This window comes from Sphingobium sp. BS19 (assembly GCF_027925545.1).
In the GTDB taxonomy this organism is placed as follows: domain Bacteria; phylum Pseudomonadota; class Alphaproteobacteria; order Sphingomonadales; family Sphingomonadaceae; genus Sphingobium.
In genome coordinates this window covers 86,585-105,987 of record NZ_BSEF01000013.1, presented here as the reverse complement: position 1 = coordinate 105,987, position 19,403 = coordinate 86,585, and the positions used below count along the sequence as shown (strand labels likewise).

At 61.8% G+C, this 19,403-nt stretch carries 16 protein-coding genes; 2 read left to right on the top strand and 14 right to left on the bottom strand.

All coding sequences use genetic code 11. The features are described 5' to 3' along the window. The 3 genes from rnr to phaR all read right to left on the bottom strand — a co-directional run bounded on the left by rnr (position 1) and on the right by phaR (position 4,615). On the bottom strand, positions 1–2,337 hold the full coding sequence (gene rnr, locus QMG56_RS15995) for a ribonuclease R (protein ID WP_281823279.1): 2,337 nt from the start codon (positions 2,335–2,337) through the stop codon (positions 1–3). A 57-nt stretch (positions 2,338–2,394) separates the two neighbouring features. After that, entirely contained in the window at positions 2,395–3,921 is a 1,527-nt protein-coding gene (locus tag QMG56_RS15990) for an aminoacyl--tRNA ligase-related protein (protein WP_281823277.1), read from the bottom strand. Between the two features lie 121 nt (positions 3,922–4,042). Beyond that, a complete protein-coding gene (gene phaR, locus QMG56_RS15985; protein ID WP_230189692.1) occupies positions 4,043–4,615 on the bottom strand; it encodes a polyhydroxyalkanoate synthesis repressor PhaR in 573 nt (190 codons plus the stop codon). Here phaR and QMG56_RS15980 point away from each other — a divergent pair. Next, a complete protein-coding gene (locus QMG56_RS15980) occupies positions 4,614–5,714 on the top strand; it encodes an alpha/beta hydrolase (protein ID WP_281823274.1) in 1,101 nt (366 codons plus the stop codon). The two genes, phaR and QMG56_RS15980, sit on opposite strands and share 2 nt — an antisense overlap. 45 nt (positions 5,715–5,759) lie before the next feature. Next, positions 5,760–6,932, top strand: coding sequence for an acetyl-CoA C-acetyltransferase (locus tag QMG56_RS15975; RefSeq protein ID WP_281823272.1), 1,173 nt, complete (start codon positions 5,760–5,762; stop codon positions 6,930–6,932). A gap of 58 nt (positions 6,933–6,990) precedes the next feature. Here QMG56_RS15975 and alr read toward each other — a convergent pair whose 3' ends face one another. The 11 genes from alr to QMG56_RS15920 form a co-directional block, all read right to left on the bottom strand. Then, on the bottom strand, positions 6,991–8,046 hold the full coding sequence (gene alr / locus QMG56_RS15970) for an alanine racemase (RefSeq protein WP_281823271.1): 1,056 nt from the start codon (positions 8,044–8,046) through the stop codon (positions 6,991–6,993). An 18-nt stretch (positions 8,047–8,064) separates the two neighbouring features. Beyond that, entirely contained in the window at positions 8,065–9,666 is a 1,602-nt protein-coding gene (locus tag QMG56_RS15965) for an MFS transporter (protein WP_281823269.1), read from the bottom strand. 78 nt (positions 9,667–9,744) lie between these two features. Next, complete coding sequence (locus QMG56_RS15960) at positions 9,745–10,116, bottom strand: tRNA-binding protein (protein ID WP_281823267.1); 372 nt, start codon at positions 10,114–10,116, stop codon at positions 9,745–9,747. 1 nt (position 10,117) lies between these two features. Then, positions 10,118–10,801, bottom strand: a complete 684-nt coding sequence (locus QMG56_RS15955; RefSeq protein ID WP_281823265.1) for a DUF2490 domain-containing protein — start codon at positions 10,799–10,801, stop codon at positions 10,118–10,120. An 85-nt stretch (positions 10,802–10,886) separates the two neighbouring features. Next, positions 10,887–12,932, bottom strand: a complete 2,046-nt coding sequence (locus QMG56_RS15950) for an acetyl/propionyl/methylcrotonyl-CoA carboxylase subunit alpha (protein ID WP_281823263.1) — start codon at positions 12,930–12,932, stop codon at positions 10,887–10,889. Further along, positions 12,869–13,243, bottom strand: coding sequence for a lysozyme inhibitor LprI family protein (locus QMG56_RS15945; RefSeq protein ID WP_281823261.1), 375 nt, complete (start codon positions 13,241–13,243; stop codon positions 12,869–12,871). The genes QMG56_RS15950 and QMG56_RS15945 overlap by 64 nt, the downstream gene beginning before the upstream one ends. Next, entirely contained in the window at positions 13,234–14,238 is a 1,005-nt protein-coding gene (gene bioB / locus QMG56_RS15940; RefSeq protein WP_281823260.1) for a biotin synthase BioB, read from the bottom strand. The genes QMG56_RS15945 and bioB overlap by 10 nt, the downstream gene beginning before the upstream one ends. Next, positions 14,235–16,382 carry a methylmalonyl-CoA mutase gene (scpA, locus tag QMG56_RS15935; RefSeq protein WP_281823258.1) on the bottom strand — a complete coding sequence of 716 codons (2,148 nt, stop codon included), beginning with the start codon at positions 16,380–16,382 and terminating at the stop codon, positions 14,235–14,237. The genes bioB and scpA overlap by 4 nt, the downstream gene beginning before the upstream one ends. Next, entirely contained in the window at positions 16,382–17,158 is a 777-nt protein-coding gene (locus QMG56_RS15930; RefSeq protein ID WP_230189703.1) for an enoyl-CoA hydratase-related protein, read from the bottom strand. Before QMG56_RS15930 ends, scpA begins: the two co-directional genes overlap by 1 nt. A 151-nt stretch (positions 17,159–17,309) precedes the next feature. After that, complete coding sequence (gene mce, locus QMG56_RS15925) at positions 17,310–17,750, bottom strand: methylmalonyl-CoA epimerase (protein ID WP_281823255.1); 441 nt, start codon at positions 17,748–17,750, stop codon at positions 17,310–17,312. Positions 17,751–17,864: 114 nt separating this feature from the next. Then, complete coding sequence (locus tag QMG56_RS15920) at positions 17,865–19,397, bottom strand: acyl-CoA carboxylase subunit beta (RefSeq protein ID WP_230189705.1); 1,533 nt, start codon at positions 19,395–19,397, stop codon at positions 17,865–17,867. Between the last annotated feature and the right edge of the window lie 6 nt (positions 19,398–19,403).

The window sequence follows — 19,403 nt, the reverse complement described above, 5'->3', positions numbered from 1 at the left end:
TTACTTCCGGTGCTTGCCCTTGGGGTTGTTGCTGTGGCGTATGTTGGCGGGACGGCCACGGCGATGCAGGCCGCCCGAGGGACGACCGGGACCGCGATTGGGTCCACCACGGAACGGCAAGTGGCTTGCGCCTTCGGGTAGTTCGAAGCGCAGCGATCCGTTGATGGGGTCGGCTTCGACAAGGCGGAGCGGCAGGCGCTGGCCTTGGGTGAAGCGGGTGCCGGTGGTCATGCCTTCCAAAGCCCTGCCCGCTTCGTCGTAATAAAAGCGTTCCGCGCCGAGGGTGGAGACTGGCACCAGCCCGTCGCCGCCGAGGCCATCGACCGTCGCGAAGAAGCCGAAATTCTGGACGCCGGTGATGCGAGCCTCCAGCACTTCGCCGACGCGCAGGGCGAGGAACGCGGCGACATAGCGGTCGACGGTTTCGCGTTCGGCCTCCATCGCGCGGCGTTCGTGCTGGCTGATGAGTTCGCCAACGCGGCCCATGTTGGTGAGGTCTTCGCCGGAGAGTGAGGTTTTTTCGGGGAGGTCTTTATCTTTGGGTGCAGGCAGTTCGAGGCCATAGGCACCGACCAATGCGCGGTGGACGAGCAGATCGGAATAGCGGCGGATGGGCGAGGTGAAATGCGCGTAGCTGCCCAGCGCGAGGCCGAAATGCCCGGCATTTTGGGGGCCGTAATAGGCCTGCGTCTGGGTGCGCAGGATCTGTTCCATGATCTGCGGCTTAACGTCGCTGTCGCCGACCTTGGCGATCAGGCGGTTGAAGGTGGCGGGGCGGATTACCTGCCCCATCGCGAATTCGACGTCGAAGGTCTTTAGATAGTCCTTGAGCGCGATCAGCTTTTCGCGGCTGGGTGGTTCGTGGATGCGGTACATGACGGGGGCTTTCTTCGCCTCCAGCGCCTTGGCAGCGGCGACGTTGGCGGCGATCATGTAATCCTCGATCAGCCGATGCGCGTCGAGCCGTTCGCGCACCGCTACGCTGACGATCTTGCCCGTATCGTCCAACACGACGCGACGCTCTGGCAAGTCGAGGTCGAGCGGTTCGCGCTTGTCGCGAGCTTTGGCGAGCAGCGCCCAGCAGGCCCACAGCGGTTTCAGCGCGGTTTCAAGCAGCGGGTTTTCTGTTTCGCCGTCGATGGCGGACTGCGCCTGCTCATAGGGGATGTTGGCAGCGACGCGGATGACGGCGCGGGTGAAGCGCCATGACGTCACCTTCCCCTGCTTGTCGATGACCAGATGGCAGGCCATCGCCGCGCGATCCTGTTCGGCGCGGAGCGAGCACATGTCGGATGAAAGCTGGTGCGGGAGCATCGGCACGACGCGGTCGGGGAAATAGACGCTGTTGCCGCGCTTGCGCGCTTCGCGGTCTAGACTGCTGCCGGGGCGGACATAATAAGCGACGTCGGCAATGACGACGATGGCGCGGAAGCCACCGGCATTGGCTTCGTCCTCATCCGGCGCGGCCCAGACGGCATCGTCGAAATCGCGCGCGTCGACGGGATCGATCGCGACGATGGGGAGGTGGCGCAGGTCTTCGCGCTTCGCCTCGTGCAGCGGGAGTTTGGCGACGGTTAGAGCTTCTTCCTCGACTCGGTCAGGGAAGGTGAAGGGGATGCCGAATTTGTGGATGGCGATTAGGCTGAAGCTCTTGGCCGCGAAGGGATCGCCCAGCACGTCCGTCACGCGAGCGGTCATCTTCGGCGCGCGTCCGGCGGCTTCGGCGAGGACGAGGTCGCCCGGCTTGGCAGTGCCTAGGTCGGTGATGCGGGTGATGTTGCGGTTGCGCTTGTCGACGGGGCGTAGCAGGAGCGCACCGCCTTCCGCCTTTTCGACGACGCCAAGGAGCAGTTCTTCGCCCTTGGCGAGCTTCTTCATGGGATGCGCGACCCAGCCTGCGCCGGCTTCCTCAGTGCGGGCAAGGATGCGGTCGCCGACGGTCAGGGCGCTGCGTTTGCCGCGTTCGATAACGCGCAGGCGCGGTGGCGGGATGCCTTCGGCTTCCCAGCGTTCAGGGATGGCGATGAGCGTGCTGCCATCCACATCGGCGATGCGCAGGACGGTGACTTTGGGCACGCCGCCCATTTTATGGAACGCGCGGGCGGGGCCGATGTCGATGAGGCCTTCGTCGGCCATATCCTTGAGCAGCGCCTTGAGCGCGATCTTCTCCTGACCGCTGAGGCCAAAGGCACGGGCGATCTCGCGTTTGCCTGCCGGGGTGTCGGACTGGGCGATGAAGTCGAGGATTTGCTGACGGTTCGGGAAGCCGGCCGGTCTGACGCGCGAGGGTTTGGAACGTGTGGGTTTGGCGCGGGCGGGCTTTGGGGGAGAATTCATATCATTGGGCATAGTCGCTCGGACCGGGACTGGCCAGCCCGAGCGATCGCGATGCCTTTAATAAGACCGCCCGACCAGAACCCGCTCCACGGCGGTATCGCCGGTGAATATACAGGCACCATCCGCCGCGGCCGCATCCAGCGGCACATTGCGGAGGGTGAGCTTCTCCCCCTTGAGCCATTGCACGACCTTGTCGAGTGCTTCGCCGGTAGGCTTGCTCCACTGGACTTCGGCCCAACCGGGTTTGTTGCTGGCGTTGAAGTGGGCCTTGAGCGCGTCGAGGTCCACGATGCTGCGGTCGATGTTGCTGTGCAGGCGTTCGGTGGCTTGCGCGTGCAGATTGCTCTGCACTTCGGTTAGGATGCTTGCTGCGGCGGCCACGAAATCTGTCTTCCCGACGATAGCACTGTCGAGCTTGCCGTCGTCCTTGTAGAGACGGTCGCGGCGCAGCACGGAGACGTTGCCGCCAGCCACATCGCGGCCGCCGACTTCGACGATGATCGGTGCGCCTTTCTTGACCCAGCCCCAGCGCTTGTTCGCGGCCTTGGCAGGGCGACGATCCAGCAGGACTCGCACGGGTTCGCGGAACACGTCGAGTTTCTGCAGTTCGCCGAGCAGGTCCATGCAATAGTCGATGATGGCATCGTCTTCGGGGACGTCGCGCAACATCGGCACGATGATGATCTGATGCGGAGCGATGCGCGGCGGCACGCGCAGGCCGTCGTCGTCGCCATGCACCATGATGACGCCGCCGATCATGCGCGTGGACACGCCCCAGCTCGTCGTCTGCGCGAGTTCCTGAACGCCTTCGCTGTTCTGGAACCGAATGTTCTGCGCTGACGAGAATGTGGTGCCTAGGAAGTGCGAGGTGCCCGCCTGCAGCGCCTTGCCGTCCTGCATCATCGCCTCGATCGAATAGGTCGAGACTGCGCCGGGAAAGCGTTCGTTCTCCGGCTTTTCACCGGCGACAACGGGAAGCGCGAGGCAGTCTTCAGAAAAGGTCCGATAGACTTCCAGCATCTTCAGGGTTTCTTCGCGCGCTTCGGCTTCGCTGGCGTGGGCGGTGTGCCCTTCCTGCCAGAGAAATTCGCTGGTGCGCAGGAACATGCGAGTGCGCATTTCCCAGCGGACGACATTGGCCCACTGGTTGATGAGCACGGGCAGATCACGCCAGCTCTGAATCCAGCGCGAGAAGGCTGCGCCGATCACGGTTTCCGAAGTCGGCCGGACTACCAGGGGTTCTTCGAGCTTCGCTTCGGGATCGGGGACAAGCCGCCCATCCTTCTGGATCAGGCGGTGATGCGTGACGACCGCCATTTCCTTGGCGAAGCCGTCAACATGTTCGGCTTCCTTTTCGAAATAGCTCAGGGGAATGAACAGCGGGAAATAGCAGTTTTCATGGCCCGTCCGCTTGATTTCCGCGTCGAGCAGCGCCTGTATCCGTTCCCATATGCCATAGCCCCATGGACGAATGACCATGCAGCCACGCACGCCGGATTCTTCGGCGAGATCGGCTTCGGAAATGACGGCCTGATACCAGGCAGCGAAGTCCTGATCGCGGGTAACGGAAAGAGCGTGTTTCACAGAGAATATGCGCCTGCATTAGGGATATGTTGCGCGCGCAATAGAGCATAGGCGCGGCGGGTGTCGAGTGCCGCGATCAGACCATCGTCAATCGATAGGCGTAAATGGATAGGCCTATGGCTTATTCGACCAGCTTTTCGATCTTCGCATTCAGCGATGCCAACTGCGCCTTCAACTGGGCGATCTCGTCATCCTTGTCGGCAGCGGGCTTTGCTGCGCCAGGGACATCGAAACCCGGCAAGCCCTTGACTTTCAATGCCGTAGCCGCCGCTTCGAACATTTCCATGTTGCGCTTGGCAATTTCGGCGAGGGGCCCGCCGACAAATGCGCCTTGCATCGCTTCCTGGAACTGAAGCTGATTCTTGCGGAACGCTTCCATCGACGCTTCGAGATATTGGGGCACCATCGACTGCATCGAATCCCCGTACATCGAGATAAGCTGACGCAGGAAGTTGACGGGCAGCATGTTCTTGCCGCGCTGTTCCTCGTCCATGATGATCTGAGTCAGGACATTATGGGTAATGTCTTCGTTGGTCTTGGCATCCAGCACGACAAACTCACGCCCTTCGCGTGTCATCTGGGACAACAGGTCGAGCGTGATGTAACTGGAGGTTTCGGTGTTGTAGAGACGCCGATTAGCATATTTCTTAATGATGACCGTATCCGACTCACCGGAAGCTTTAGATTTAGCCATGAACACCGCTCCAACCCAAGATAATGCTGCGATAGCACCAAAAGATGCCGCGCCGCAACATGGGCCGCGTCCACTTCCGTTGTTTCTCAACATTCTTATGGCGCAAACACGCCACGATCCCGTGCTGCGCGCGCGCGCACTCGCCGGTTTGCGGCGCTATCAGGAAGCGGTGCGACCACCCCACCCCACCCCAGCACGCGTGCATGCCCAAGTTGGATCGGCAACATTGTCACACTTTGGGTCAGTCGAGGGAGATGACCGAGCCCCGGTCGTGTTGATCCCGTCGCTCATTAACCCGCCCCATGTGCTCGATCTTTCGGCACGGACGTCGTTGATCCGGTGGTTGGTCGACCAGGGGCATGATGGATATCTGGTGGATTGGGGCCATCCCGGTGCGGGCGACAGTATGATGGATCTGGGCGGCCATATTGCGCAGCGACTGGTGCCGTTGCTCCAAAGCCTGGACCCAAAGCGTGCGCCTATACTGGTAGGCTATTGCCTGGGCGGTACTTTGGCCATCGGGGCCGCAGCATCGATACCCGTCGCGGCACTGGCGACGATTGCGGCGCCGTGGCAATTCGATGGCTTCCCCGACGAAACGCGGGAGAGCATCGCGAAGCTATGGGCGGAGGCGAAGCCTATGTGCGACCGGTTGGGATATGTACCGATGGAAGTGCTGCAGTCTGGCTTCTGGGCGCTCGATTCTGCGCGGACGATTTGCAAATATGCCGATTTCGCAGATTTGGCCGATGATAGTGAGGCAGTGGATGCCTTTGTGGCGGTGGAGGACTGGGCGAATGCGGGAGCGCCGCTTACTTTTGCGGCGGGCAGGGAGCTGTTCGAAGCGCTATATGTCGACGATGTGACTGGACGTGCCGAATGGCGTGTTGGCGACGCAGCCATTCGACCGGCGGATTTCGCGATGCCCACGCTGGCGATTTCTTCGACGACAGACACCATCGTGCCGGCAGCGTCCACCCCGCCCCTTGCCGAACAATGGACGCTGGACATGGGGCATGTCGGCATGATCGTGGGTAGTCGTGGACCCAAAAGACTATGGGAGCCGCTATCCCAGTGGCTGTTCAAGCACGGAGGCTGATGCTAGAGGCGCGTACATATTTTCCCCACTGGAGAGAAACGTCTCATGACCGATATCGTCATCACCGCCGCCAAGCGCACGCCGGTTGGTAGTTTCCTGGGTGCATTCGCCAACACCCCGGCGCATGAGCTTGGCCGCATAGCCATCGAAGCGGCGCTGGCGCAGGCCGGCGTGGCGCCGAGCGAAGTCGATGAAGTGATATTGGGGCAGGTGCTGACCGCTGGCCAGGGGCAGAACCCGGCACGTCAGGCAGCCGTAAACGCCGGTTTGCCGGTTGAAAAGACGGCCTTCGGTGTCAATCAGGTGTGCGGTTCCGGTCTGCGCGCTGTCGCTCTGGCGGCGCAGGCGATCCAGAATGGCGACGCCACGATCATGGTCGCGGGCGGACAGGAAAGCATGTCGATGTCAGGCCACGCGCAATTCCTGCGTGGCGGCACGAAGATGGGCAATGTCAGCCTGGTCGATACGATGGTGAATGACGGCCTGACTGATGCGTTCAATGGCTATCACATGGGCATCACGGCCGAAAATCTGGCGGAAAAGTACCAGATCACGCGCGGCGATCAGGATGCGTTCGCGACCGCCAGCCAGAACAAGGCTGAGGCTGCGCGGTCGGCAGGACGGTTCAAGGATGAAATCGCGCCGGTCACGATCAAGGGCCGCAAGGGCGACACTGTAGTCGATCAGGATGAGTATATCCGCACCGGCGCGACGCTGGAAGCGATGACCGCGCTGCGGCCTGCGTTCAAGAAGGACGGATCGGTCACGGCAGGCAATGCAAGCGGCCTGAACGACGGCGCTGCAGCTATCGTGCTAATGTCGGCGGCGGAAGCGGAAAAGCGCGGAGCAAAGGTGCTGGGTCGTATCGCGTCGTGGGCGACGGCGGGCGTCGATCCTTCGATCATGGGCATTGGCCCTGCCCCGGCCAGCCGCAAGGCGCTGGAGAAGGCAGGCTGGACGATTGGCGATCTCGACCTGATCGAAGCCAATGAAGCCTTTGCGGCGCAGGCGCTGTCGGTGGGCAAGGAACTGGGTCTCGATCCGGAGAAGGTGAACGTCAATGGCGGCGCGATCGCTATCGGCCATCCGATCGGTGCGTCGGGCGCGCGCGTGTTGACAACGCTGCTCTATGAAATGGCACGGCGCGATGCGAAGAAGGGTCTCGTGACCTTGTGCATCGGTGGCGGCATGGGCATCGCCATGTGCATCGAGCGGTAACGCTTTTTGCACGCTGATTTTGAGGAGGGCCACGCCGCGAGGTGTGGCCTTTTTCATATCAGGTCCAGATGCGGTCGAACCTTTGGCCCAGGCCTGTGAGCAGTTCATATTGCGACAGGCCGGACGCAGCGGCAGCGCGCGGGAGGTCATAGTCGATGCTGAGCCAGTCGCCCTCTGAAATGTCCGGCGCGAGCGAGGCATCGACGATCAGCAGGTCCATCGAGACCCGGCCTAGGACGGGCAAAGGCCGGTCGCCTGCGAGCACCATGCCCCTGCCCGAGAAACCACGGAGATAGCCGTCCGCATATCCGATGTTGAGGATCGCAGCGGCCATGTCGCGCGTCGCGGTGAACGTGGCATTGTAGCCAACGGTGTCACCGGCTTGCACCGTGCGGCGCTGGAGCACTTGCGCCTGGGGGGTCACGACCTGCCGGATATGTCCGGCGGCGTTCGGACGGGGCACGCCGCCATAGAGAGCAAGGCCGGGGCGCGTCACGCCGAAGTGATAATCCGAGCCTAGACATATGCCTGCGCTGTTCGACAGGCTGTAGCGTTCTGCGGGCACCTGCTGCGCGATTGCGGCGAAACGCCGCTGCTGGATCGCGGACAGAGGATTGTCGTCATCGGCGCAGGCGAGATGGCTCATCAGGGTAATGATGTTCAGCCCCCCGGTTGCCTGCGCCACATCGCTGCGCCAATCGAGGCCTAGCCGATTCATGCCGGTGTCGACCATGACGTCGCAGGGGCCACCATTGGCATTGCGCCAACGCGCGATTTGGTCGGGGGTCGAAAGTACGGGGCGTGCAGGACTGGTGAGCGCCTCGGCGAGATCCTCGTTACGAATACCGTGCAGGACCGAGAGCGAGAGGCCATCGGCGAGCGGCAATAGCGCGCGTGCCTCTGCCCATGTTGCCACGAAGAAATCCCGGCAGCCCGCTTGGGAAAGATGGCCCATAACTTCGGCTGCACCCAGACCGTAGCCGTTTGCTTTGATCGCAGCTCCGCACGTGGCCCGCCCGCTCATCTGCGCGAGCCAGCGCCAGTTATGCTCCAGCGCTGCGGTGTCGAGCGAGAGACGGAGTGGCGCGGGGGCGGAAGAAAAACCAGTCGGCATGTTCCGCCGATAGCCCGGTCATCCCTTCGCGTCGAGCCTTGCTCCGCGCGTTTCGGGCAATCCCCACATTGTCACGACCAATGCCATCGCTACGACCGCCATGGTGTACCAGAGCCCCGCATAAGGATCGCCCGTGCGCGCGACGATATACTGGCTGACCAGCGGCAGGAACCCGCCGAAATAGCCGGTGCCGATGTGATAGGGGATCGACATCGAGCTGTAGCGGATGCGCGCGGGGAAAAGCTCCGACAACAGCGCCGCAACGGGACCGTAGGTCGCACCGGACAATGCGCCAAGGGTCAGGATGCCAAGCAGGATCTTGAGCGAGTCGACGAAGGAAGGCTTTACCTTGTCGAGATTGTATCCGGCATCGGCCAAAGTCTTGTCGAGGGCGGCTGGACTGGTGTCCGTCTGCACCACACCGGCGATGGACACCTGCGTAGAGGGCGCAGCCGCCTTGCTATAATGAACGCCCTTCTTCGAGAAATAGTCGAGCAGGCGGGAGCAGTCGCTGGCCTGCACCTTGGCAAAAGGATCATAGCCGCAGTCCGGACCCATCACGACCACAGGCGCGCGGCGCGCCGCTTCGGCAAGGCTGGGATTGGCCGCGCCGCCGATCAGGTGGAAGATCGGGAACAGCAGCAGCAATGTTGCCGCGTAGCCCAGAACGATGGGTTTCTTTCGCCCATATTTGTCGGAAAGATGCCCGAAGAACAGGAACCAGAACAGGCCGCTGGTCGCCCCTATCCCAACGAGTATCTGGGCGGTAACCGGCTCGACTCGCAAGGCGTTCTGCAGGAAATACAGCACCTGAAACATGGCGGTGTACCAGATGACTGTCAGGCCTGCCGCAATCCCGAACAGCGCGACGAACAGACGTTTTTTGTTGCCCGGATAGGTGAAGGTTTCCTTCAGGGGATTGCGCGCGCATTCCCCGGCATCCTTCATCGCCTTGAACACGGGGCTTTCGTTGAGCTTCAGGCGTATCCAGAGCGATATTCCAAGCAGGACAAGCGAAAAGACGAACGGAATGCGCCATCCCCATGCGTCCCATACTTCCGGGCCGACGATCCATTGCGTTCCCAGCACGACGATGAGCGAAAGGATGAAACCGCCGACGACACTCGCCTGAATGAAGCTGGTGAAAAAGCCGCGGCGTTCGACCGGGGCATGTTCGGCCACGTAGATCGCTGCGCCGCCATATTCCCCGCCCAAGGCCAGCCCCTGCATGATGCGCAGGATGATGAGGATGACCGGTGCGGCAGCGCCTATCGACGCGGCGGAGGGGACCAGGCCTACGCCTGCGGTCGCAATGCCCATCATGATGATTGTGGCGAGAAAGGTGTATTTACGGCCGAGCCGGTCGCCGAAATAACCAAATAACACAGCACCTAATGGCCGGAAGCCGAATCCCACGGCGAACCCCGCGAGCGAGTAAAGCAGTTCGACCGAAGCATTGTCGGTGGGGAAAAAGGTGCGGCCGATGATTGCGGCGAGCGTTCCGTAAATGAAGAAATCATACCATTCGAAAACGGTGCCGAGCGAGGATGCGGCAATGACCAGCCGGTCGCGCTTCACATCCAGTTTGTATTCGCCGGTCTTCGCGCCCGCAGTTGCCATCTCATCCCCATATGTCGTGCCCGGTATCAAGGCATTTTCGTGCACCCTTTGGCGACTTTTGGCGAGTCGGGCAACCTGTCAGAACAGCCTTGCACCATTAGGCACAGCCTTGTCCGGCGCAAACAGTGTAACGGCCCCATCCGCGTCGGGAAAGCCCAGCGTCAGCACTTGCGACATGAACTTGCCGATCTGTCGCGGTGGAAAGTTGACCACCGCCGCGACCTGACGCCCGACCAAGGCTTCCGGATCGTAATTCTCAGTTATCTGTGCGCTGCTGCGGCGCGTGCCGATGCCCTCGCCAAAGTCTATCATCAGCTTGAAGGCCGGTTTGCGCGCCTCGGGGAAAGGCTCGACGGAGAGGATCGTGCCGACCCGGATATCGACCTTAAGGAAGGTATCGAAATCCGTTTCCGTTGCCGACGGCGCCGAAGGGTCATGGGTCAGATGCATATCATTGCCTCAGCATGAGGTTGATCGCCATCACGTGATTCATCGAGTCACGCCGTCCACGGTTGTCGACATATTGGTTGAGATAACCGAACTCCACAGTGGACTTGCCGGACAGCGGCACCTCAAGTCCCGCGAAGCTGCGGACCCTGTCGAAACCGCTGCGTGCACCCCAATCGGTATCGTTGAGCGCGACGAACGCCTCGACCGAAGCGATGGCGGCCAGGCGGCGGGGCTTGTTCGACAGCGGCAAGGCATAGCGCAGCATCTGTCGTGCGCGCCATCCCGTGTCGTTCCCGGTCGAAAGCCAGCGTTGTTCAAAGCGTGTGCGGGATGTCAGGGCACCTCCGGCGACTTTGCCCATCGACCAGTTGAGCTGTTGAAACGAACGATCTTCGGTAACATCGGCACCGCTCGAACGCGGGCTTCGGACAGCGGCATATCCCTGATAGACGCTCAGACGATCATTGAGCTTAACGCCGACCGCCGGACGCAGGAGTATCTGATTTAGGTTCGAGCCATCGCCGCCAAAACGTGGCTGCACCTCTAGCATATAGAGGATGTCGTCCTTCACGCTGCCTTGCGCCAGCGTGAGGAACCAGAACTGCTCGTCCTGCGATGGCGCTGCCTGTGCTGGAGTTACTGCTACAAGAGCGCCGAGCGCGCAGGCCAACTTCGCTATCCCCATGATATCATTGCACCTCGCTACCCGCTCTGCCAAGCGGGTAGCGATTAGGGTGCGCTGGAAGAGGAGGCAAGCCGTCAGTCGACCGTCATTCCATTTCGAGGATGACGGCATCGACAGGAAGGCTTTCGCCTGCCTTTGCCAGCACCGATTTGACGGTTCCGCTCTTTTGCGCGCGCAGGATGTTTTCCATTTTCATGGCTTCGATCACGGCGAGTGGCTGGCCAGCCTCGACCTTGTCGCCTTCGCCCACGTTGAGCGTCACCAGCAGGCCGGGCATGGGGCAGATGAGGAAGCGGGAAAGATCCGGCGGCACCTTTTCGATCATATGCTGCGCGAGCGGCGCGATATGACCGGGCAGGACGCGGGCAACATGCGCCGCGCCATGACTGGTCAGGCGGAAGCCGCCACGCACCGGAGCGATGCGAACGGCAAGCGTTTCATCGCCGAACTCCGCCTCCACAATCCGGTCGCCAGGGGTGTATTCCAGCGCGATGTCGAGGGGTTCGCCATCGACGGTCACTTCGTCGAGCGCGATCATGACGTCGTGCAGGGCATCGCCTAGGCGGACCTGCCACTGCGTTGGCGGTTTCAGGCGGCGTCCCAATTGCCCGTCGATGCGGCGCGCGCGATCTGCCTGCGCCATGCCCGCAAAGGCGGCGATTGCAGCGAGGCGGCGGAGCAGTTCGGGCGCGGCGGGCGCACCGTGGAAACCGTCGGGATATTCCTCCGCGATGAAACCGGTGGTGATGTTGCCGGAGCGGAAACGCTCATGCTGCATGATGGCGGACAGGAAATCGATATTGTGGCCCGGTCCTTCGATCTCGAAGCGGTCGAGGGCCTCGATCTGCTTGTCGATGGCCTCCAGACGCGTGGGCGCGTAGGTCACCAGCTTGGCTATCATCGGATCGTAGAACATGCTGACTTCGCCGCCTTCGGTCACGCCATCGTCAACGCGGACGCCCTCGACCACCGTTGGCGGGTTGTAGCGCGCGAGACGGCCCGTCGAGGGCAGGAAGCCGCGATAGGGATCTTCGGCATAGACGCGGTTTTCAATGGACCAGCCATTGATCTGCACATCGTCCTGACCGAAGGCCAGCTTCTCGCCATTGGCGACGCGGATCATCTGTTCCACGAGGTCGAGACCGGTGATCTGCTCGGTCACGGGATGTTCGACCTGAAGCCGGGTGTTCATTTCGAGGAAGTAGAACCCCTCCCCCGTCGTATCCGCGCCGCTGACGATCAGTTCGACCGTGCCTGCGCTGTAATAGCCCACCGCGCGGGCCAGAGCGACGGCCTGCTCGCCCATCGCCTTGCGCATCTTGGGCGTGACGAATGGCGAAGGCGCTTCCTCGACGACTTTCTGGTGGCGGCGCTGGATCGAGCATTCGCGTTCGTTGAGGTACACGATGTTGCCGTGCTGATCGCCCAGCACCTGAATTTCGATGTGGCGCGGGCTTTCGATGAACTTTTCGATGAACACGCGGTCATCGCCGAAGCTGGCGAGGCCTTCGCGCTTGGTCGCTTCGAAGCCTTCGCGGACGTCGGTCTCGGAGTAAGCGAGGCGCATGCCCTTGCCACCGCCGCCTGCCGACGCCTTCATCATCACCGGATAGCCGATGTCGTTGGCGATGCGGACGGCGTGGTCGGTATCGTCGATTTCACCGACGAAGCCGGGGACGACGTTTACGCCTGCTTCCAGTGCCAGTTTCTTGGATTCGATCTTGTCGCCCATCGCGGCGATCGCGCCGGGGGGCGGGCCGATGAAGGCGATGCCAGCGTCCTTCAAGGCTTCGGCAAAGCTGGTGCGTTCCGACAGGAAGCCATAGCCGGGATGCACTGCATCCGCGCCGGTGTCCTTGCAGGCCTGAATGATCTTTTCGGCGATCAGATAGGATTGGGCGGCGGGCGACGGGCCGATGTGGACGGCTTCGTCCGCCATCAGGACGTGCGGCGCGCGCGAGTCCGCGTCGGAATAGACCGCGACGGTGGCGATGCCCATCTTGCGCGCGGTGCGGATGACCCGGCAGGCAATCTCGCCACGGTTGGCGATGAGGATTTTCTTGATCACTAACGGCTCCAAACGAGAGAAGTAAGTTGGCGGGTACGGTCCCGCGTCAGACGCGTCTTGCATTGTGCCTGGGTCATCGGCTGCGCCGATCCTCCGGCGAACTGGCCGCCTTCAATCACGCATTGCGTGTCACGGAAGCGCAGCCAAGCGCGCTGGCTTTCCAGCAGCGCCGCGGCATAGCCAAAGCCACCGCTGCGCGATGTGTCCTGCGCGTCGCGGCGCTTCATATATGCGTAGGTGATCTTCCATTGCCGCGTAAGTTCGGCGTCAGCGCGGGTGTAAGCCGCGGCCGCGCATTGCGTCATGGCGCGCTGGGTCTGCGGGTTGGCGCAGTTCGGCGAACTCGCAGCAAGGGCAACGGCGATCAGCAGCACGCGGCTTCCTTCACAGCGGGCTCACTCGCACCCATCGCACTGACGCCCAGCTTGGCGAAAAGCGCCGCGTCCTTGTCGTCGCCGGCGTTGGCGGTGGTCAGGAGGCGGTCCCCGGTGAAGATGCTGTTGGCGCCGGCCATGAAGCAGAGCGCCTGGCAGGCTTCGCTCATGCTTTCGCGACCGGCGGAGAGGCGGACCATGCTTAAAGGCATAATAATGCGCGCGACGGCGACGGTGCGTACGAATTCGATCTCGTCGATCTTCGCGAGTGGCGTGTCGGCGAGCATGTTGCCCAGCACGGTGCCCTTGACCGGGACGAGCGCATTGATGGGCACGCTTTCAGGGTGCGGCATGGTGGCGAGGGCGTGGAGGAAACCGACCCTATCTTCTCTAAGTTCGCCCATACCGACTATGCCGCCGCTGCACACGTTGATGCCCGCGGCGCGGACATTATCCAGTGTTTCCAAACGGTTGGCGAAGGTTCTTGTCGTGATGACGTTCGCGTAGTTTTCCGGCGAGGTATCGATGTTGTGGTTGTAGTAATCGAGGCCCGCTTCGGCGAGTTGCTGCGACTGCTTTTCGCTTAACATGCCCAAAGTCATGCAGGTTTCGAGGCCCATCGCGCGGACGCCCTTCACCATTTCGATGATCGCGGGCATGTCGCGATCCTTGGGGCTGCGCCACGCTGCGCCCATGCAGAAGCGGCCTGAGCCTGCATCCTTCGCCTGCGCTGCCGATTGCAGCACGGCGCGGACGTCCATCAGCTTTTCGGCCTTGAGGCCCGTTTCCGCGTGGACAGACTGATTGCAATAGCCGCAATCCTCGACACAGCCGCCGGTCTTGATCGACAGCAGGGTGGAAAGCTGGACTTGATTGCGCGGATGATGGGCGCGGTGGATCGTCTGCGCTTCGAACAGCAGGTCGTTGAAGGGAAGATCGAAGAGCGCGGAGATTTCTTCGCGGGTCCAGTCGGTGCGGGCTATATCAGTTGTCATGCGGCATCCTCCAGCGGGGGCATGTTGTGGCCCAGGAGGCGCAGCACGTCGGCGGCGCATTCGACCACATTGGAGCCGGGGCCATAAATCCCCTGCACGCCCGCGTCACGCAGATAGTCGTAATCCTGTGGCGGGATGACGCCACCTGCGATCACCTTGATATCGTTGCGGCCCTTCTCCCGAAGCAGCTTGATCAACTCAGGAATCAGCGTCTTGTGCCCCGCCGCCAAGGACGACGCGCCGACCACATCGACATCGCTTTCCAGCGCCAAAACGACGGTTTCCTCAGGCGTTTGGAACAATGGGCCGGAGACGATGTCAAAACCCATGTCGCCAAAGGCCGAGGCGATGACGTTCGCGCCGCGATCATGGCCGTCTTGTCCCATCTTTGCCACCATCAGCTTGGGCTTGCGACCGAGGCGACGTTCGACGGCGGCGACGCCATCGAGCACCTGTTGCCAGCGCGCATCGCCATCATAAGGTGCGCTGTAGACGCCTTTCACCGGCGTCGGCGTGGTGCCATAGCGGGCGAAGCTTTCCTCCATGGCGGCACTGATTTCGCCCAGTGTCGCGCGGGCGCGGGCGCATTCCACGGCCAAGGCGAGCAGGTTGTTTTCGAGGCTTGCCGGTTTGGCCGCGCCTTCGCGCAAGGCCTGCAGCGCGGCTTCGCACTTGGCGCTGTCACGGTCCGCCTTGGTCTTTGCGATGCGGGCGATTTGGCCTTCGCGGACCTTGGCATTGTCGATGTCGAGCGTTTCGAGGAAGTCTTCGGTCGCGAGGCGATATTTGTTCACGCCGACGATTACGTCATCGGCGCGGTCCACGCGTGCCTGCCGCGCTGCTGCCGCGGTTTCGATCATCGCCTTGGGCCAGCCAGCGGCGACGGCTTTTGCCATGCCGCCTTCGGCCTGCACGCGGTCGATGATCTCCTGTGCCTTGTCGACCAGTTCCTGCGTCAGCGCTTCGATATAATAGGAGCCGCCCAGGGGATCGACGACCTTGGTCATCCCGGTTTCTTCCTGGATGATGATCTGCGTATTGCGGGCGATGCGGGCGGAGAAGTCGGTCGGCAACGCGATCGCTTCGTCGAGGGCATTAGTGTGCAGCGACTGGGTGCCGCCCAGCATTGACGCCATGGCCTCCACCGTGGTGCGGATCACGTTGTTATACGGATCCTGCTCGGTCAGCGACACGCCCGATGTCTGGCAGTGGGTGCGCAGCATCTTGCTTCGCTCATCCTGCGCGCCCAGCGTCGTCATGGCCCGGTGCCACAGCACACGCGCGGCGCGCAGCTTGGCGATCTCCATGAAGAAGTTCATGCCGATGGCGAAGAAGAAGCTGAGGCGACCGGCGAACTTGTCGATATCCAGCCCGGAGGCGACACCGTATTTCACATATTCCATGCCGTCGGCGATGGTGAAGGCAAGCTCCTGCACCTGTGTCGCGCCAGCTTCCTGCATGTGATAGCCGGAGATGGAAATGCTGTTGAACTTGGGCATTTCGCGCGAGGTGTAGCCGAAGATGTCGGAGATGATCCGCATCGAAGGTTCGGGCGGGTAAATGTAGGTGTTGCGGACCATGAACTCCTTCAGAATGTCGTTCTGAATGGTTCCGTCGAGCAGTTTGCGATCGACGCCCTGCTCCTCACCCGTCACGATGAAGAAAGCGAGGATCGGGATGACCGCGCCGTTCATCGTCATGGAAACCGACATCTTGTCGAGCGGAATACCGTCGAACAGGATTTTCATGTCTTCGAGCGTGTCGATGGCGACGCCCGCCTTACCCACGTCGCCGGTGACGCGCGGATGGTCGCTGTCATAGCCGCGGTGCGTGGCGAGGTCGAAGGCGACCGACAGACCCTTTTGACCGGCGGCAAGGTTACGCTTGTAAAAGGCGTTGGATTCCTCGGCGGTGGAGAAACCCGCATATTGGCGGATCGTCCACGGGCGGCCCGCATACATGCTGGCGCGCACACCGCGCGTGAAGGGCGCGAAGCCGGGAAGGCCGGGATCGACGGTGACGTCTTCCGCCGTATAGAGCGGCTTGACGGCGATGCCTTCGGGCGTCTGCCAGGTCAGATCCTTGCCTTTGACTTCCTTCGTCGCGGCGGCGGACCATTGGTCGAGAGTGGGTTTATCGGTCATTACTTGCCTTCAAACTTGGCGGGACGCTTTGCGAGGAAGGCCTGCACGCCTTCCGCGAAATCCGCGCTACGTCCCGCGTCTCGCTGGTGCTTGCGTTCTAGCGCAAGCCCCTGCGAGAAACTCGATGTCTGTGTTGTGGCGATCCCCTGACGGATCAGCCCAAGCGCGACAGTCGGCATGGCGGCGAGGCGCGCGGCCAATGCCTGCGCTTCGTCCGATAATGTCGCATCGTCGACCGCCTTGTAGATCAGGCCCCAGCTTTCTGCTTTTTCCGCGGGGAGGCGTTCGCCCAGCATCATCATCTGCGTGGCGCGGGCCTTGCCCACCAGACGGGGCAGCGTCCATGTCGCGCCACCATCCGGCACGAGGCCGATGTTCACGAATGCCTGAAGGAAATAAGCCGATTTGGCAGCGACCACGAAATCGCATGCCAGCGCGAGCGAGGCTCCGATGCCTGCGCAGGCACCGTGCACCTGTGCCACCATCGGGAGCTTGGACGCGATTAAGCGCTCCATGCAAGGGTTGTAGTCTTTTTCGAGGATTTCCCCGACGTCCTCTGGCAAGCCGCCATCGGCCTGAAGATCGGTGCCGCTGCAGAAGCCTTTGCCTTCCGCTTTGATGAGGATCGCGCGCGCGCCCTGCGCCGGGAAGGCTTCGACGGCGTCGACGATCTCATAGAACATCTGTGGTGTGAGGGCATTGAGACGCTCGGGCCGGTTGAACGAGAGGATGCCGACGGTATCGACGACCGATGTGAGGATGGTTTCATAAGTCATGAAGCATTCCTTGTTCGCGCTACGACAGCCCGATTTACGCCTTGTTCCTGCGAAGGCAGGAACCCAGAGCGGCAAGCATCAATGTCTGTACCCAGAACCCCTGGGCTCCTGCCTTCGCAGGAGCACGGTAACGTATTGGCGGGACCGTGCATCAATGCCCTACCCCATTCGGGGTTTCCATGATTTCGGTGAGGACGCCGTTCATGTCCTTGGGATGGACGAAGAAGATCAGCGTACCGTGCGCGCCGATGCGCGGTTCGCCCAGAACCTTCGCGCCCTTGCTCTCGAACCATGCCTTTGCGGCGTGGATATCGGGGACTTCGTAGCACATATGGTGCTGACCGCCCGCCGGGTTCTTGGCAATGAAGCTGTGAATCGGCGAGTTTTCGCCAAGCGGTTCGATCAGTTCGATCTGGGTGCCGTTCGTGCCGTTTTCGCCGGGGGTGTCGACGAAGCACACCTTTACCCCCTGCGCAGGCAGGTCGAAAGGCTCATGAATATGCGTCGCGCCCATCACGTCGCGGTAATAGGCGATGCTGGCGGCGAGGGACGGCGTAGCTACGCCGATATGGTTGAGGCGACCGAGTTTCATACGCAGACTTCCGTCAGAAATTGTTCCGTCATCCCAGCGCAGGCTGGGATCGCATGCCTCTGGGTTGTGACCAACCACCCGAGACCCCAGCTTTCGCTGGGGTGACGATCCGGCTTAAAGCGGAATGTTGTCATGCTTCTTCCAAGGGTTTTCCAGCGCCTTGTTCTTCAGCTTGCGCAGGCCCAGCGCGATGCGGCGGCGTGTGGAATGCGGTTGGATCACTTCGTCAATGAAGCCCTTCGAGGCGGCGACGAAGGGGTTGGCGAAGCGATCTTCATATTCCTTGGTGCGCTCGGCGATTTCTTCGGGCGTCTTGCCGCGGAAGATGATTTCGACTGCGCCCTTGGCACCCATCACGGCGATTTCAGCGGTGGGCCATGCGTAGTTCAAATCGCCGCGCAGGTGCTTTGACGCCATAACGTCGTAGGCGCCGCCATAAGCCTTGCGCGTGATGACGGTGATCTTTGGTACGGTGGCTTCGGCATAAGCGAACAGCAGCTTCGCGCCATTCTTGATGATGCCGTTATGCTCCTGCCCCACGCCCGGCAGGAATCCCGGCACATCGACGAAAGTGAGGATGGGAATGTCGAAGGCGTCGCAGAAGCGGACGAAGCGCCCGGCCTTTTTCGACGCGCCGATGTCGAGGCATCCGGCCAGCACCGTCGGTTGATTGGCGACAATGCCTACTGTGCGGCCTTCGATCCGGCCGAAACCGCACAGGATATTGCCGGCATGGGCAGGCTGCACCTCAAAGAAATCGCCTTCGTCGACGACCTTCCGGATCAGCTCATGCATGTCGTAGGGCTGATTGGCGTTGGCCGGGATCAGCGTGTCGAGGCTTTCTTCGATACGGTCCCATTCGTCGGCGGTAGGGCGCTCGGGCGCGGATTCGCGGTTGGAAGCAGGCAGGAAGTCAATGAAATCGCGGGTGGCGAGCAAAGCTTCGATATCGTTTTCGAACGCAACGTCCGCAACGCCGGACTTCGTGGTGTGCGTCACGGCCCCGCCGAGCTCTTCCTGCGTGACGATCTCATTGGTGACGGTCTTCACCACGTCAGGGCCGGTGACGAACATATAACTGCTGTCCTTCACCATGAAGATGAAGTCGGTCATCGCCGGCGAATAGACTGCGCCGCCCGCGCATGGCCCCATGATGAGGCTGATCTGCGGCACGACGCCGGACGCCAGCACGTTGCGCTGGAACACTTCGGCATAGCCGCCGAGCGACGCGACGCCTTCCTGAATGCGGGCGCCGCCGCTGTCGTTGAGGCCGATGACGGGCGCGCCGACTTTCAGCGCCATGTCCATGATCTTGCAGATTTTCTGCGCATGGCGCTCGGACAGCGATCCGCCGAACACGGTGAAATCCTGGCTGAATACAAAGACGAGACGACCGTTGATCGTGCCCGATCCTGTGACGACGCCATCGCCGGGGATCTTCGTCTCTTCCATGCCGAATTCGGTGCAGTTGTGTTCGACATACATGTCGAGCTCTTCGAAGCTGTTCTCGTCGAGCAGAACGTCGAGCCGTTCGCGCGCCGTAAGGCGCCCCTTGGCGTGCTGCCCCGCGATCCGCTTTGCGCCGCCGCCCATACGGGCCGCCTCACGCATGGTCTCCAGCTTCTCGACTACGGCCAGTTTCGACATGAAGAT

Coding starts and splice junctions, on each gene's coding strand:
- rnr (WP_281823279.1), bottom strand. CDS start 2,337: ATGAATTCTCCCCCAAAGCCCGCCCGCGCCAAACCCACACGTTCCAAA.
- QMG56_RS15980 (WP_281823274.1), top strand. CDS start 4,614: ATGAACACCGCTCCAACCCAAGATAATGCTGCGATAGCACCAAAAGAT.
- phaR (WP_230189692.1), bottom strand. CDS start 4,615: ATGGCTAAATCTAAAGCTTCCGGTGAGTCGGATACGGTCATCATTAAG.
- QMG56_RS15975 (WP_281823272.1), top strand. CDS start 5,760: ATGACCGATATCGTCATCACCGCCGCCAAGCGCACGCCGGTTGGTAGT.
- alr (WP_281823271.1), bottom strand. CDS start 8,046: ATGCCGACTGGTTTTTCTTCCGCCCCCGCGCCACTCCGTCTCTCGCTC.
- QMG56_RS15965 (WP_281823269.1), bottom strand. CDS start 9,666: ATGGCAACTGCGGGCGCGAAGACCGGCGAATACAAACTGGATGTGAAG.
- QMG56_RS15960 (WP_281823267.1), bottom strand. CDS start 10,116: ATGCATCTGACCCATGACCCTTCGGCGCCGTCGGCAACGGAAACGGAT.
- QMG56_RS15955 (WP_281823265.1), bottom strand. CDS start 10,801: ATGGGGATAGCGAAGTTGGCCTGCGCGCTCGGCGCTCTTGTAGCAGTA.
- QMG56_RS15950 (WP_281823263.1), bottom strand. CDS start 12,932: ATGCAAGACGCGTCTGACGCGGGACCGTACCCGCCAACTTACTTCTCT.
- bioB (WP_281823260.1), bottom strand. CDS start 14,238: ATGACAACTGATATAGCCCGCACCGACTGGACCCGCGAAGAAATCTCC.
- scpA (WP_281823258.1), bottom strand. CDS start 16,382: ATGACCGATAAACCCACTCTCGACCAATGGTCCGCCGCCGCGACGAAG.
- QMG56_RS15930 (WP_230189703.1), bottom strand. CDS start 17,158: ATGACTTATGAAACCATCCTCACATCGGTCGTCGATACCGTCGGCATC.
- mce (WP_281823255.1), bottom strand. CDS start 17,750: ATGAAACTCGGTCGCCTCAACCATATCGGCGTAGCTACGCCGTCCCTC.
- QMG56_RS15920 (WP_230189705.1), bottom strand. CDS start 19,397: ATGTCGAAACTGGCCGTAGTCGAGAAGCTGGAGACCATGCGTGAGGCG.